Source organism: Bradyrhizobium sp. STM 3561, assembly GCF_045571455.1.
Lineage (GTDB): Bacteria > Pseudomonadota > Alphaproteobacteria > Rhizobiales > Xanthobacteraceae > Bradyrhizobium > Bradyrhizobium vignae.
This window is the reverse complement of sequence record NZ_CP120695.1, coordinates 1,990,775-2,005,020: the sequence shown is the minus strand read 5'-3', so window position 1 is coordinate 2,005,020 and position 14,246 is coordinate 1,990,775. Positions and strand designations below refer to the sequence as shown.

The window sequence follows — 14,246 nt, the reverse complement described above, 5'->3', positions numbered from 1 at the left end:
AGATCATGACACTCCAGACCCGCATCCACGCCTCCCGCCGCTCGCCGACAGTCCTGGTCGCCGGCGGTGCCGGCTTCATCGGATCGCACCTCTGCGACGCGCTCCTGCAACGCGGCAGCACGGTGATCTGCCTCGACAATTTGTTCACGGGGACGGCCGACAACATCCGGCCGCTGCTCAATCATCCGAATTTCCGTTTCGTCGAGCATGATGTTCGCGATCCCATCGAGATCGAGGGCGATATCGACCGGATCTACAGCCTCGCCTGCCCGGCCTCCCCCCGGCACTATCAGACCGATCCGGTCGGGACGATGAAGACCTGTGTGCTCGGCTCGATCAACCTGCTCGAGCTCGCGCGGCAGAAGCGCGCCAGGGTCCTGCAGGCCTCCACCAGCGAGGTCTATGGCGACCCGGAGGTGCATCCGCAGCCGGAATCCTATCTCGGCAGCGTCAATCCGATCGGCCCGCGGGCCTGCTACGACGAGGGCAAGCGCGCCGCGGAGACGCTGATGTTCGACCACCGGCGCATGCACGGGACGGAGGTCAAGGTCGCGCGCATCTTCAACACTTATGGCCCGCGCATGCTCGAGAATGACGGACGCGTCGTCTCCAACTTCATCGTTCAAGCCTTGCGCGGAGAGCCGATCACGATCTACGGTCAAGGCACGCAAACCCGCAGCTTCTGCTTCGTCGACGATCTCGTGCGGGGGCTTCAGCTTTTGATGGAGAGCCCTGCCTCGGTCACCGGCCCATACAATCTCGGCAATCCGCACGAGGTCACGATCGAGGCGATCGCTCGTGAAGTGCTGGCCTGCACTGAATCGGCCTCCCCGCTGCGCTTCGAAGCGCTGCCAAAGGACGATCCCAAGCGACGCAAGCCCGTGATCGATGCCGCAGAGAAGATCCTGGGATGGCGTCCGCGGGTGGCACTGAGGGACGGTCTTCAAGCGACCATTGCTTATTTCGCGCTGCGTCTCGCCGGCGAGTCGCCCCCGCTCGTGCCGGCCATCGCCCCGCGCAGGGCACGCCATCCAGCGCGCGACCGGCTGACGATGTCCGATCAATCGTGACGGCGGATCATCAGGTTGCGCCCCGCTGCAGAGCGCCAGCGCAGGGTCCGCGATCTGAGCAAACCCAAAGCGCGATGAGATTTGGATGAATCGTCATCGCGCTTTAGCTCGTTGTTTACGCATGATCTTTCCGGAAAACCGCTTCGCACTTTTCCGGATCATGCTTTAGAACGTCCCGGCCACGGTGACCCGGAATGTCAGCGGCTCCGCCGGGTGCAGCACGTAGTCCATCACGCCATTCCGGCAGACTGCCGCTGGAGCGGCGCCTGACGTGCAGAGATTGTAGAGCGTATCGGTCTTGAGCAGCGAACCATAAGCATAGGTGATCTGGTTCGCCTTCGCGTTGAAGAGGTTGAGCACGTCGAGCTGAAGGCGCCAGCCGTTATCGATACGATAGCCGAGGCGGCCATTGAAGATGCTGGTCGCAGAGGAGCGGAATGCGTTGTCCTCCGTCAGCGGGCTCGAGGCCAGATAGCGCCAGCGCAAGGTTCCGAACCAGCCGGTCTTCTCGCCCACCGTGACGCCGGCTGATGCCACCATCGCCGGCGCGTTCGGAATGTAGTTGCCGGGCGCATTGCCGATCTGCGCCTCGGGATAGCCGGCAAGCGAGGCATAGGCCTGTGCCTGCTCGCTGTCATAGCCGCGAAAGCGCGCATGCGTCATTGCGAGATCCGCGTCGATATCGATCCACGACCATGGCCGGTAATGATTGCTCCACTCGAAGCCGTACCGACGGCTGGCGCGGGTTGCCGAGGTGTCGCCGGCATCGCCCGCGAACAGGATCTCGGAATCCTGATCCAGGATGAAGAGACTGAGCGAGGTGTCGAGGCCGGGAACAATCCTGCTGCGAACACCGATCTCCGCGCCCCTGGTGCGCACCAGGAGCGGCGACGGCGTGAGCCTTGTCGCGGGATCGGCGGGGTCTTCCGTCGTGGTCGCGCCGCGGGCATCGTTCGAGTGCATGCCGTAGCCGGCACCGAGGAAAAATTCGGTCTGGTTGAACGGACCAAGCACCATCCTGAATTTCGGACTGCCGAGCGCGGCATCGGCGCAGCCGGAATTGGCGGCATTGAACAGAGAGGTGACGTCAGCGGCGTAATAGTCGCCGCGCCAGCCCACCGTCGTCCTGAGCCAATCGGTCCAGCGCACCGTGTTTTCGGCATAGATCCCGACGCTCCCCTCGCCGACCTTGTCGCTGCGGATATTGGCGCGGAAGCCGCGCTGGAAAGTGTTGGTGAGCGCGAGATCGATCGCATCATAACGCGATTGCAGACCGAGGGTGATCTGCATCGGCAGGCCGGCAAACGAACCGTTCAGCGTGCGCGAGACGTTGGCGCCCGCCATCAAACGCTTGTCGTGCTGGTGGAACTGGTCGCCCAGCAGGGGATCGTCGAGAAAGTAAGTGAAATTGTTGAAGAGGTCGAGCTGGCTCTTCACCACATAGGCATTTGCTTTCCACGATCCCGTATCGTCGGTCTGCGCGATACGGCCGGAGAGCGCGAAACGGTCGGCGTTTCCACCGTCGCTCGGGTCTTCCGAACCATACCGGTCGAGCAGGCCGCTGGTGATCGCGCGCTGCGGCACCTGGTCGGTCGAATTCCATTTGTTGACGTAGGCCATGCCGGTGATGGACACGCCGTCGGTCGCAGTGCCCTGGCTGTAGCGCACGAGGCCGTTGAGCTTTCTCACATTGTCGGAGTTGTCCCACGGCCCGTTGTAGGTGCCCACTTCGCCGGCCACCAGCAGCGAACCGTCACCGAGCTTCGCCGAATCCATGCCGAGCAGACGGCGGTAACCAAAGCTGCCGGCGCTCACCTGCGCCAGTCTCCAGGTGCGATCGATCAGACCGATATGAACGCTTCCGACCGAGGCGAAATCGCCCTCGTCGGCGAAGTAAGGCCCCTTGCGCACGTCCATTGCGGCGACGGTTTCCGGGATCAGCCAGTTGAGATCGGCATAGCCCTGCCCATGCGCGTGGGTACGCATGTTGACGGGGACGCCGTCGACGACGATCGCCAGATCGGTGCCGTGGTCGAGATTGTAACCGCGCAGGAAGTACTGGTTGGCTTTGCCCTCGCCGGAATGCTGCGTCACGATCAGACCCGGCACGGCTTCGAGCACCTCACCAGGCCGCGAGATCGGGCGCGCGTTGATCTCCTCGCGGGAGACGGTGATCTCGCTGGCCATGCCGGCTCCGCTCATTGCACCCGAGCCGGCACTGCGCGCATCCGACGCCTGCGTCGCTGCTGGATACACGAGGATGCGGTGACCGGCGGGGGACGGCTTTCTGGTGCGGCGCGATGCGAGCGGCTTCTTGCGGACCAGCGCCTCGCCATCGACCTGGATTGGCGGAAGTTCGCGCGAGATGCCGGTGCTCTGCGCAAGCGCGCGGCCGTTATCGGCGAGGAGCAGCAGGGCCGAGAGTGCAGTCAGCGCGCCGCCGCAACGACCAGGCTCACACCGCCTCGGTTGCATCGGCGCATTCCAAGACCTTCGTCCCGGCACAATGGCGGCCGTCCGCGAACATGCGGCGATAGAACACGACCGAGACGAGCCATGCGATCGCGAATAGCGCGATCACGGCGAAGCCGACATTCGCCAGCGACTCGTTGAGGCCCTCGACCAGCGTCCACATACCGCCGGAGAGGCCGAGCCGATCCGCGATCAGGCCGAGCGCCTCGACGCCGCCGATGAACAGCGCGACCGCGACCGAGGCGCCCGTGATCGTGAGGTTGTACCAGAGCTTGCGCAGGGGATCGACGAAGGCCCAGCGATAGGCGCTCACCATCAGCGCGGAATCGGCCGTGTCGACCAGCGCCATGCCTGACGCAAACAGCGCGGTAAAGACCAGGACATCGACGAGCGAGGCGCCACGCGCGGCTTCGCTGGCGGAGATGCTGAGCAGGCCGATTTCGGTCGCGGTGTCGAAGCCGAGCCCGAACAGGAAGCCGAGCGGGTACATATGTGCCGGCTTTGTCACCAGGCGGAACATCGGGCCGAGCAGCCGCGCCAGGATGCCGCGGCTGGCGAGCAACGCGTCAAGCTGCGCAATGTCGTGGACGCCCTCCTCCCGTGCCGCGCGGAACGTCCGCCACAGGCCGACGAAAATGACGAGGTTGATGAGCGCAACAGCGAGCAGGAACAGCGCCGACACCGACGTGCCGATCAAGCCGCCGATCTCCTTGAGCAGGCTGTCGCCGCCAAGACTGACCACGCCCAGCGCAAGCAGCATGGTGGCGACAACGACCACGCTGGAATGGCCGAGCGCGAAATAGAAACCGACGCTGCGCGGCGCGCCACCCGCCTGCATCAGCTTGCGCACGACATTGTCGATCGCGGCGATGTGGTCGGCATCGACGGCGTGGCGGAGGCCGAACACCCAGGCCAGCAGTGCGGTCGCCATCACCGTCGGCCGGTCGCCGAACAGCATGAAGGCCCAAGACCACGTGGCGAGGTTGGCGGCGACGAGCCCGCCGAGCAGCGCCACAGTTCCGGGCTCGACCGCCCGCAAAGTTCGCATCGCCGCTCGTTCCATTCCCGACCCCACAGTATGACGTTTATCAAAATCCCTCATACTGGCAAGAGCAAGAGCTGGGCCACTTTCGACCTGACGGTTGAAAAGCCGCCAAGAACCGAAGCCAAATCACTGCTCTCATGGAAGAATTCTGCGCCCGGCTCATCATGACGCTGGGGTGGGATGGGGCGCTGCTATTGGCAACCTAATATCCACTTTCACGATCAAGTTGACGGTCGCCAGGTGATCACGCGCAGCACGGCATGGCATCCATTCAAGGCATGCAGACAGGCCAAGCCATCAAGCTTCCCGAGCAGGAGCTGCAGGACCGCTCCGTCTTGTTTGCGAAAGAGTCGGCTCGGTAGGTCGGAGCGTCCGCGCCGGTGCTTCGCCCTATTCAGCCGCCGCGGTCGCGGGTTGCGGTCGTCCGTCGTTGGGTCCCGTTCGCGCCATCTGCTCGTCGAGCCAGAGGCTATGGTGCTCGCGAGCCCAGTTGACGTCGACTTCGCCCGTGCCCATGGCCTCGAACGCACCTTCCATGCCGATGGTGCCGATATAGATGTGTGCGACCATCGCCGCGACGAACAGGACCGCCACGACCGAGTGGACGATCTGGGCCATTTGCATGCCTTCGATCCCCGTTGTGTAGAACGGGAACATCAGGACATAGCCGCTCGCAGCGACCAGTCCGCCACCGATCACGACGATCCAGTAGACCGCCTTCTGGCCGGCGTTGAAGCGATAGGCCGGCGGATGATCATGCCCGACGATGCCGCCGCCCCGCTTCAGCCACTCGACGTCCACCTTGTTCGGAATATTGCCGCCGATCCACATCAACAGGATGAGGACGACGCCGATGGTGAACGGGAAGCTCAGATAATTGTGGGCGTACTTGGCCCATAGCGACCATTCGGAGAAGTTCTCGAAGCCGATCAGCGGCAATAGCAACGGTCGGCCAAAGGTGATGTTCAGTCCGGAGATCGCCAGAATGATGAAGCAGGTAGCGGTCATCCAGTGCACGAAACGCTCATAGATATTGAAGCGCACGAGGGTGCGGCCGGACCGTCCGCTTTCGAGCCGCACCATGCCGCGGGTCAGATAGAAGATCACGAGCACCGCCAGCATGCCGATGATCGCGATGCCGCCGATCCAGCGCAGCGTGACATTGTGGAACTCGCGCCATTGCCGCCCCTGCGGCTGTTCGAGAACGCCGGACCTCTCATCAGGGATGCTGACGCGACCCTGAATCCGGTTCAGCTCCTGCAGGAGCTGCTGCTCCTTGACCGAGCTCGCGGTCGGATTGACCTGCTGGGCGCCGACCGGCGCCGGAGCTGCCACGACGAGGAGGAGTAAAGCACAGGCGCCGACGGCCGCCCGGACGAACCTTGCAAACGACACCATGAGCTCCTCCTCAATGTCCGCGCGCGACCTTCGTCAGGATTCGATCGTCTCGCGATAGGCCGTCTTCCAGCCCCAGGCACCCGAGCCGTAGCCGCGCTTCATCACGCGCTCCTTGTAGATCTGCGCAATGATCTCGCCGTCGCCCGCAAGCAACGACTTTGTCGAGCACATTTCGGCACACAGCGGCAGCTTGCCTTCGGCCAGCCGGTTCGCACCGTATTTCTCGTACTCCTCCTTGCTGCCATCGGCTTCCGGGCCGCCGGCGCAATAGGTGCATTTGTCCATCTTGCCGCGCGAGCCGAAGTTCCCGACCTTCGGATATTGCGGAGCGCCGAACGGGCAGGCGTAGAAGCAGTAGCCGCAACCGATGCAGAGGTCCTTGGAGTGCAGCACCACAGCATCGGCCGTGGTGTAGAAGCAGTTCACCGGGCACACGGCCGCGCACGGCGCGTCCGTGCAGTGCATGCAGGCCATCGAGATCGAGCGCTCGCCCGGCTTGCCGTCGTTGAGGGTGACGACGCGGCGCCGGTTGATGCCCCAGGGCACCTCGTGCTCGTTCTTGCAGGCGGTGACGCAAGCGTTGCACTCGATGCAGCGATCGGCGTCGCAGAGGAATTTCATACGTGCCATCGTCGTTACTCCTAAGCCGCCGCGATTTGGCAGAGAGTGACCTTGGGCTCCTGCATGCCCGTCGCGGGGTCGTACCCGTAGGTCGTGATCGTGTTGGCGCTTTCGCCGAGCACGATCGGGTCGGTGCCCTTCGGGTAATTGCCGCGAAGATCCTTGCCTGCGAACCACCCGCCGAAGTGGAATGGCATCCAGGCAACGCCCTTGCCGACGCGCTCGGTGACGAGCGCTTTCATCCTCGCCCTGGAATTGTTCTCGGCACCGGTGACCCAAACCCAGCCACCGTCCTTGACACCGCGCTCGGCGGCATCGGCAGGATTGATCTCGATGAACATGTCCTGCTGCAATTCGGCAAGCCACGGGTTGGTTCGGGTCTCCTCGCCGCCGCCCTCATATTCGACCAGACGGCCGGACGACAGGATGAGCGGGAACTGTTTTGCAATTCCCTTCTCCACTGCCGCCTTCTGCACGGAAAACCCGATATTCGGCATCCGGAACTGCTTGGCGTCGGGTAGCGTCGGATATTTGGCGACGAGGTCGACGCGTGGCGTGTAGATCGGCTCGCGGTGAACCGGGATAGGATCGGGCAAGCCGAAGGCATTCATGCGCGCCTTGCCGTTGCCGTAGGGAACGCAGCCATGCGCCAGCGCCACGCGCTGGATGCCTCCCGACAGGTCGAGCGCCCACGACACCGTGTCCGGATTGGCGGGATTGACCTTGTTGATCACGGCCATTTCCGCTTCGGTGAGCTCGCTGTCCCAGCCGAGCTTCTTCAGGCTCGCCAGCGTGAACTCCGGGTAGCCGTCCTGAATGCCCGACCCCAACGAGTACGAGCCGTCCGCAAGCAGGCTCACCTTCCGCGTCGTGCCGTCCGGCAGCTTCTCCTCGCGCTCGATGCCGAATCGCGGCCGGAACGTGCCGCCGCCGTCCATCACGTGCAGATTGGTGTTGTAGAGCAATGGCGTGCCGGGATGCTTGACTTCCGGTGACCCCCAGCACGGCCAGGGCAGACCGTAATAGTCGCCTCCGACCTCGGGATCGTCCTTCGGCGCCCGCATCGTCAGCATATCGAACTTGGCCTGGTTTTTCATGTGCGCCTTGAGGCGCTCGGGCGATTGCCCGCAATAGCCGGTCGACCAGCTGCCGCGGTTCATCTCGCGCAGCACATCCTCCGCTTCAGGAAGATTGTTCTCGACCTTGATTTTCTTGAACATCTGGTCGGCGAAACCGAGCTTCTTCGCCATCAGATAGATGACCTCGAGATCATCCTTCGATTCAAAGATTGGCTTCACGATCTGCTCGCCCCATTGCAGCGAGCGGTTGGAGGCGACGCGCGACCCCTTGCATTCGAATTGCGTGGCAACCGGCAGAATGTAGACGCCATCCTTGCGGCCCGCCTCGACGGCAAGCGAGGCCCAGGTCGTCGGATGCGGGTCGGCAATGACGAGCAGCTCGAGCGCCTTCAGGCCATTGAGGGACTCAGGAATGCGGGTGATGCTGTTGGAGGCGTGCCCCTGCACGAACACCGCCTTCACATTGTCCTTCTGCGCGATCTGATCCTTCGGCAGCGTCACCGCCTCGAACCAGCGGGTCAGCGGAATGCCGGGGGTTTCCATGATCTGCTTGGAATCGAAGCGGGACTTCAGGAAGTCGTAGTCGACCTCCCAGACCCGCGACCAATGCTTCCAGGCGCCTTCGGCGAGGCCGTAGTAGAACGGCAGCGTGACGATATCGAGCCCGACGTCGGTCGCGCCCTGCACGTTGTCATGGCCACGGAAGATGTTGGCGCCGGCGCCGGCCTTACCGACATTGCCGGTCATCAGGAGCGCGATGCAGCTCGCCCGCACGTTGGCGGTGCCGACGGTCTTCTGGGTCTGGCCCATGGCCCAGATGAGGGTTGCCGGCTTCTCGGTGGCGAACATCTTGGCGACGCGCTTGAGCTGCTCGCCCGGAATGCCGGTGACGCGCTCGACTTCTTCCGGAGGCCACTTCTCAACCTCTTTCTTGATGTCGTCGAAACCGTAGACGCGCTGCCGGATGAACTCCTTGTCCTCCCAGCCGTTCTGGAGAATGTGCCACATCATGCCGTAGAGCACCGGGATGTCGGTGCCCGGCCGCATCCGCACATATTCGGTTGCATGCGCGGCCGTGCGCGTCAGACGCGGGTCGATGACGACAAAGTTGGCCTTTTGCAGCTCCTTGCCCTCGAGCAGATGTTGCAGCGATACCGGATGGGCTTCGGCCGGATTGCCGCCCAAGACGACCTGTGTCTTCGCATTGCGGATATCATTGTAGCTGTTGGTCATCGCACCGTAGCCCCAGGTATTGGCGACGCCGGTGACGGTGGTCGAATGGCAGATGCGAGCCTGGTGATCGGTGTTGTTGGTCCCCCAGAACGCACCGAGCTTGCGGAATAGGTAGGCGCCTTCGTTGGTCATCTTGGCCGAGCCGAGCCAATAGACCGAATCGGGGCCCGACTTCTCGCGTACAGCCTGAAGCTTGTCTCCGATCTCGTTGATCGCGGTGTCCCAGGACACGCGTGTCCACTGCCCGCCCGCGAGCTTCATCGGATAGCGCAGCCGCCGCTCGCTGTGCACGAGTTCGCGTACCGAAGCGCCCTTGGCGCAATGCGAGCCTCGATTGATCGGCGAATCCCAACTGGGCTCCTGCCCGATCCATACGCCGTTCAAGACCTCGGCCGTCACCGTGCAGCCAACCGAGCAATGCGTGCAGATGCTCTTGCGGATGGTCGCGCCTTCGGTGAGCGGACCGGCCTTGGCTGCTTCCGCCTTGCGCACGCTGCCGAGCGGCATGGTGCCAAGCGCAGCAAGTGCGCCGCCGGCAACACCGGATTTGCGCAGGAAGCTGCGGCGGTCGAGACCGCCGGCCCGTGCCGCTAGGGACTCGACAACGGAGCCCTGGCGAGGGGAATGCTGGTGTGTTCGCTTGATCAGCACGGTCAGCCTCCCTTAGCCGGATAACGATTGACGCGGTAAAAAGCCTTCACGTGATCGGATTCCTTGTAGCGCGCCTTGCGCTTCTCATCGTTGTTTTCGCTGTCCGCCTGTGCGGACCCGACCAACGGCGTCGCAAGCGTCGCGCCGACACCGGCCGTGCCCAAGCCGACCTTGCGAAGGAAATCGCGGCGTCCGACCTTTGCTTTCGTCTCGTCACTCATCGCATCTCTCCCGGACCGAGGCACCTCGGTCAGCTCGCGAATGTGAATGCTTCCGTTTCGATTTCGATGAAGGTCCGGCCGAGCGCGCCGACCGCTCGATAGAAGCCGGCATCCCGGGCGCTCTCGATGTCTGTGAACAGCCGCCCCATCCAGGGCGACACATGCTTTTCGAAGAAGGCGCGCTGCGCCTCGGGCGAGGCATCGAAGCGGCCGCCGGCAAGGCCCGCCATGATCTCGCACAGGATGGCGGCGTGATCCTCGGGCTCGAAATTGTTGGCAACCGGCTCGATGCCGAGCGTCGTCAGGTCACCGCGCAGGCGCGACAATGGCCGCTCGTTGAGAAAGCCCGTGAGATAATAAGAGGCATAGGGCAGCAATTCGCCGCGGCCGAGCCCGACGAACAGATCGAAATATTCCCGCTCGACTTTCGCTGCGACGGCACTTGCAGCGGCCTCGGCCAGCGCCGCATGCGCGCGCCCGAGGGGCGTCGCGTCACCGCTCAAGGCCGCGAGCTGATCGAGCAGTCGCTTCGACGGAGGCGCGGACAGCAGCAGCGCCAGCAACGCGTATTCCTGCGCCCGCGCCGCATCGATGGGGTCGACGAGCTCAGCGGATCCGGCTTGTTCGCTGTAGAGATCGGGCCGCAGATCATTCCGGGAAACGCCGGTGGCGGCTTCGACTGCAACCACCCGTTGTGCGGGCACGCGGGTCCAATTCGATACGGAGGGCTGGCTGATGCCTATTTTGCGCGCAAGCTGAGCAATGCCGCCCGCGGCGTCGATCGCGCGATCAAGCCCGTCATCACGCACGTGGACCTCCCATCCAAGTCCCGTCTGCTTGATTATCGCTTTTGTTACAAAGCAGTAGGCAGCGTAATCCCGGTTCCACTGACCGTCAATCGCCTGCCATAGCCTGGGCCTATAGCCTTTGGTCGAGTTGCTCAGCGCGGCAGTGCACCGCCGTGCGTACGGGGCCTGACGGGCTCGGCAGATTCTGCAGATCTGTCGACCACTGCTGGTTGCACTGCAGCAGGGATTGCCGGGTGCTCGGTCTCATCGGGCGGCTCAGCGACATTGGAAACCGCTGTCGCTTCGGCTTGATGCAATTCCGCCGAGGAATCTGCCGTTTCGATCGACGCCTCGGGGAGAGACTGGGCCACCTCGCGCACACCGCCAACTATGCGATCGACCAGTGCGGCCAGTTCCTCCGACGAGCAATCCAGTGGTCCAAAACCCGGCATCGCAGTCGGGTCGTTGAAGTCCCATGCATTCTCCGCAAGCCCGACGAAGTCGCGGATGGCGGGGTCGGTCGCCCAGGCGCGGCGAAGAGCCGCACGGCTCAACTCCCGAGGAACACCTTTGCTGAGAAAGGCCGTGATGTCGGTCGCCGCATTGATTTCGTCGATCGACGGCAGACAAGAGAGATCGAACTTGCTCTCGTCTTCCTTGGCCTCGGACGGCGGCATGGGCTGCGCCGGGGCAGGCTTCGCCGGCTCCGCCAGCGATGCGCGCTTGCGGCGGGACCAACGTGCAAGGAATTCCTCCTCACTCATTCCTGTCCGCCTTCATGTTCGCGCCGTGCCAGCGCCTCCGGGTCGGCGCGGCGCCGCGTACGCTTGACGAATTCCCGCTCGACATGGTGCTCGGCCACGAAGCTTTCAATCGCTTCGCGCAGCACCTCCGGCATCGGCACGGCCTCGACGAGATTATCGGCGGCTTCGGTAAAGCCTTCGCCCTCTGCGGGGTCGGCGGTCACCGCGGCGACGGCATAGGGCCAGGGGCCCTCCGAGGGCGACAGCACGGTCCAGATGCTCGGGCTACCCGAGGCAAGATTGTCGCGATAGCGCGCGGTCTCGGAAGGATAGAGATCGATGGTGGCACTTCCGGCATAGAACATGGTCGTGCCATCCTCCTCGCGAAGCACGGTCCAGGGTTGGGTCACCGGCTCGTCTGGCAGGACGGCAATTCCGCGCCAGATGAAATCGACCCAGGGCGAAGCGGCCTTGCGCCGCTCGACCACGACGCCGACGGCAATCGAGAGGGACGGCAGCGCCGCAGGGCTCATGTCACCATCTCCAGGCATTTCACCGGCAGCCCGGTCAGAAGATTCTGCGGCTTCATCCGGAGCTTCTGATCCGCCGTCATCGACAGGATCAGGTAGACCGGTTCACCGCTGACATCGTCGAGCGCACGGCTTGAATCCGCAAGTGTCAGCCGGAACAGCGCAAGCACACGATCGGCGTCGCGCTCGCCGAGGTCGTCACCGTGCCACAGCCGGTCGCCAAGCCTGGTGGCATCGGCATCGAGCCCGACATACCAGGTGAGCTTTGTCTCGCGCAGCGCCCGCAGCGGCTCGATCACGACGTCGATGCCGAGCAGATGGGAGACCCAGCGCGTCATCGCCTGCGCCAGCGCAGCCGGTCCGCGGCCGCCGGCCGTGAGGTCGAGGGCCATGTCGAACTGATCGCTGCGCTGCCAATAGGCCTCGGCATTCTCCTCGCTCAACACGTCGACCACGGCGTCGGTGGTGGCGCCCAGCATCGACATCAAAGAGAGCACCGGGGTCGGGCTCCGGCCGCCGACGATCTCCTCGTCGCCGAGCAACAGGGCGTGCTCATGCGGCAGGATGCGTTGGGTCCGGAAGAACAATTCGGCCGCGCGCAGCACGAACGGGTCATCGCAGCCATCGAGCGCGTTCCGCAGGATGACGTGCACGAGCTGGTTGACGAACAGCGGCGGCAAATCGTTCGCGCCGGATCGCACCGATGCAAGATAGGCGGCTTCGAGCGTCGGATGCCGCAACAGAAGATCGCGAAAGGCCAGCACGAACTGCCAATTCTCCCGGGCATCCGCATCGACAATCCCGGCGATTTCACCGGCGCTGACCGCCTGGCGCGGGTCGGCGAGCAATTCGCGGTGCAGCCGGCGTTCGATCGGGCACGCGTCGTCCGGTGGCATCAGCTCGGGACGGGCGAAATAGGCCTTGAGGAACTCGTCGGTGACACGGAGCCCACCGCCCTCCTCGCGATCGAGCAGGTGATGGCCGCAGGCGATCCAGAAATCGTTCATCTGATGGTCGGCTCCCGGCCCAGATCCGCAAGCTTGAGATCGCCATCAGGCAGGAGGTCGTCCTCCATTTCCATGAACGAGAATGCCTTGTGCCCCTGCCCTTCCCGGAGTTGCAGCCGGCGGAAGGATTCGCGGACCTCGCCATCGTTCAAGGTGCGATGCACTGCAATAAGCGAGCTGATCGGATGGCTGCAGAGGGACTGCGAGAACGCCACCTCCTCTTCCGCCGCCGCCTTCGCTGCCGCCATGTCCGGCGCGCCGAAACGATCGACGAGTTGCCTCGCCAGGAGATCGACCAGGCCGCGGTAATCGTCCTCGGTCGCCGGAACGATCTGCGCCAGCGTCGACCAGCCCCAGGATTGCACCCCGAGAAAACCACCGCGAAACGCCGCCCGCGCTTTCCCCTCGAGCTTCGCAGCGTCGCACTCCCAGAAGCGGAAAGCGCCGGAGACGGCCCATTCGCCTGGCTCCGCCGCCACGTCGAACACGAAGGTGTCGGAGGGATCGAGCGCGATGGTACGCAGGAGCTTCACAGGCGTGGTCCTCCGAGGGCCGGATCAAGCCAGGATGGCGTCGCGAGCGCCTGGACGAGGTCGCTTCGCTCGATCGTATCCGTCCCGATCCGGCGCGTCAGGACATCGCCGCAATCATCAATGCGCTGAACTGCCTGCCTTTCACGCGGCACCCGCGTAAGATAATCGCGCGCGACACTGTCAAAGCCATCGACCCGCCATCCGTCCAGCGCCAGCATCAGGTGCCTGGCGAAGCTCTCCGTGATCTGCGCTGCGCCAGCCTCGCCAAATCCTTCCTGGTCGAGTGCCGAGGCCAGCGGGTGAACGCCTGGATCGTCATCGTTCATGGCAACCGTCCGGATCATGGCCCCGAACACCAGCCAGGGCGGCGGCGCATCCTCGCCGGCGGCTGAAGGCCAGCCCATCCGTCCGCCGCCGACCAGCCCTCCGTCGACCCTGACCTGATCCGGCCAGCCGATCGTGATGGGCTTGCTCGGCGGCGCATAGGCGCGAAGCGCATCCGTGAGCGCGACCATACAAGCGTAGAACGCGCGCCGCGCGCTGCGTAGCGGCTCGGCCGGCTCGAGCACCACGGCGAACTCTGCCAGGTCGAAGCGGCCGACATAGACCAGCGTTCCGGCTCCGCTCTCCGGTGCAATGCGGCATGCATGGGCAAAAGCATCGCCACTCTCGCGCAGCCGCACCAACGTGAACGGCGGCGGCAGGTGGATCGGTTCCGCCAGGGAAACATGGCTCACTGGGGTCGACGGCAGGCCGTCCTCCGCTTTCCTTTTCTTCGCGATGGATAATGTCTATACGAGGCGAAGGGCCGGCGCGAGTCCGTCGTCGGCGTCCGAATGGCGGAGAGATTAACCT

Annotated in this window: 13 protein-coding genes; 1 reads left to right on the top strand and 12 read right to left on the bottom strand. The window is 64.1% G+C overall.

What is annotated here, in order from left to right:
- Positions 1-5 precede the first annotated feature (5 nt).
- On the top strand, positions 6-1,070 hold the full coding sequence (locus P6U28_RS09035) for a UDP-glucuronic acid decarboxylase family protein (protein ID WP_122403929.1): 1,065 nt from the start codon (positions 6-8) through the stop codon (positions 1,068-1,070).
- Positions 1,071-1,235: 165 nt separating this feature from the next.
- On the opposite strand, the gene P6U28_RS09030 is transcribed toward P6U28_RS09035, so the two are convergent.
- From P6U28_RS09030 to P6U28_RS08975, 12 genes are all read right to left on the bottom strand, one after another.
- Positions 1,236-3,545: a TonB-dependent receptor gene (locus tag P6U28_RS09030; protein ID WP_122403930.1), complete on the bottom strand. Its 2,310-nt coding sequence runs from the start codon at positions 3,543-3,545 to the stop codon at positions 1,236-1,238.
- A complete protein-coding gene (locus P6U28_RS09025; protein WP_407122078.1) occupies positions 3,526-4,590 on the bottom strand; it encodes a HoxN/HupN/NixA family nickel/cobalt transporter in 1,065 nt (354 codons plus the stop codon). Before P6U28_RS09025 ends, P6U28_RS09030 begins: the two co-directional genes overlap by 20 nt.
- Positions 4,591-4,977: 387 nt before the next feature.
- Positions 4,978-5,985, bottom strand: coding sequence for a formate dehydrogenase subunit gamma (locus P6U28_RS09020; RefSeq protein WP_122403932.1), 1,008 nt, complete (start codon positions 5,983-5,985; stop codon positions 4,978-4,980).
- Positions 5,986-6,018: 33 nt separating this feature from the next.
- Positions 6,019-6,615: a formate dehydrogenase FDH3 subunit beta gene (gene fdh3B / locus P6U28_RS09015; RefSeq protein ID WP_122403933.1), complete on the bottom strand. Its 597-nt coding sequence runs from the start codon at positions 6,613-6,615 to the stop codon at positions 6,019-6,021.
- An 11-nt stretch (positions 6,616-6,626) separates the two neighbouring features.
- Positions 6,627-9,569, bottom strand: a complete 2,943-nt coding sequence (locus tag P6U28_RS09010) for a formate dehydrogenase subunit alpha (protein WP_407122076.1) — start codon at positions 9,567-9,569, stop codon at positions 6,627-6,629.
- 2 nt (positions 9,570-9,571) lie between these two features.
- Positions 9,572-9,790 (bottom strand): twin-arginine translocation signal domain-containing protein, encoded by a 219-nt coding sequence (locus P6U28_RS09005; protein ID WP_027571964.1) that lies wholly within the window; start codon positions 9,788-9,790, stop codon positions 9,572-9,574.
- A gap of 29 nt (positions 9,791-9,819) precedes the next feature.
- Entirely contained in the window at positions 9,820-10,599 is a 780-nt protein-coding gene (locus P6U28_RS09000; protein WP_122403935.1) for a molecular chaperone TorD family protein, read from the bottom strand.
- Positions 10,600-10,730: 131 nt separating this feature from the next.
- Complete coding sequence (locus P6U28_RS08995; protein WP_122403936.1) at positions 10,731-11,342, bottom strand: DUF3306 domain-containing protein; 612 nt, start codon at positions 11,340-11,342, stop codon at positions 10,731-10,733.
- Positions 11,339-11,854, bottom strand: coding sequence for a DUF3305 domain-containing protein (locus P6U28_RS08990; protein WP_407122073.1), 516 nt, complete (start codon positions 11,852-11,854; stop codon positions 11,339-11,341). The genes P6U28_RS08995 and P6U28_RS08990 overlap by 4 nt, the downstream gene beginning before the upstream one ends.
- Positions 11,851-12,858 carry a DUF6352 family protein gene (locus tag P6U28_RS08985; RefSeq protein ID WP_122403938.1) on the bottom strand — a complete coding sequence of 336 codons (1,008 nt, stop codon included), beginning with the start codon at positions 12,856-12,858 and terminating at the stop codon, positions 11,851-11,853. The genes P6U28_RS08990 and P6U28_RS08985 overlap by 4 nt, the downstream gene beginning before the upstream one ends.
- Positions 12,855-13,391 (bottom strand): DUF6505 family protein, encoded by a 537-nt coding sequence (locus P6U28_RS08980; protein ID WP_122403939.1) that lies wholly within the window; start codon positions 13,389-13,391, stop codon positions 12,855-12,857. Before P6U28_RS08980 ends, P6U28_RS08985 begins: the two co-directional genes overlap by 4 nt.
- Complete coding sequence (locus tag P6U28_RS08975) at positions 13,388-14,128, bottom strand: biotin/lipoate--protein ligase family protein (RefSeq protein ID WP_244607679.1); 741 nt, start codon at positions 14,126-14,128, stop codon at positions 13,388-13,390. The genes P6U28_RS08980 and P6U28_RS08975 overlap by 4 nt, the downstream gene beginning before the upstream one ends.
- Positions 14,129-14,246 lie beyond the last annotated feature (118 nt).

Coding starts and splice junctions, on each gene's coding strand:
- P6U28_RS09035 (WP_122403929.1), top strand. CDS start 6: ATGACACTCCAGACCCGCATCCACGCCTCCCGCCGCTCGCCGACAGTC.
- P6U28_RS09030 (WP_122403930.1), bottom strand. CDS start 3,545: ATGCAACCGAGGCGGTGTGAGCCTGGTCGTTGCGGCGGCGCGCTGACT.
- P6U28_RS09025 (WP_407122078.1), bottom strand. CDS start 4,590: ATGCGAACTTTGCGGGCGGTCGAGCCCGGAACTGTGGCGCTGCTCGGC.
- P6U28_RS09020 (WP_122403932.1), bottom strand. CDS start 5,985: ATGGTGTCGTTTGCAAGGTTCGTCCGGGCGGCCGTCGGCGCCTGTGCT.
- fdh3B (WP_122403933.1), bottom strand. CDS start 6,615: ATGGCACGTATGAAATTCCTCTGCGACGCCGATCGCTGCATCGAGTGC.
- P6U28_RS09005 (WP_027571964.1), bottom strand. CDS start 9,790: ATGAGTGACGAGACGAAAGCAAAGGTCGGACGCCGCGATTTCCTTCGC.
- P6U28_RS08995 (WP_122403936.1), bottom strand. CDS start 11,342: ATGAGTGAGGAGGAATTCCTTGCACGTTGGTCCCGCCGCAAGCGCGCA.
- P6U28_RS08990 (WP_407122073.1), bottom strand. CDS start 11,854: ATGAGCCCTGCGGCGCTGCCGTCCCTCTCGATTGCCGTCGGCGTCGTG.
- P6U28_RS08985 (WP_122403938.1), bottom strand. CDS start 12,858: ATGAACGATTTCTGGATCGCCTGCGGCCATCACCTGCTCGATCGCGAG.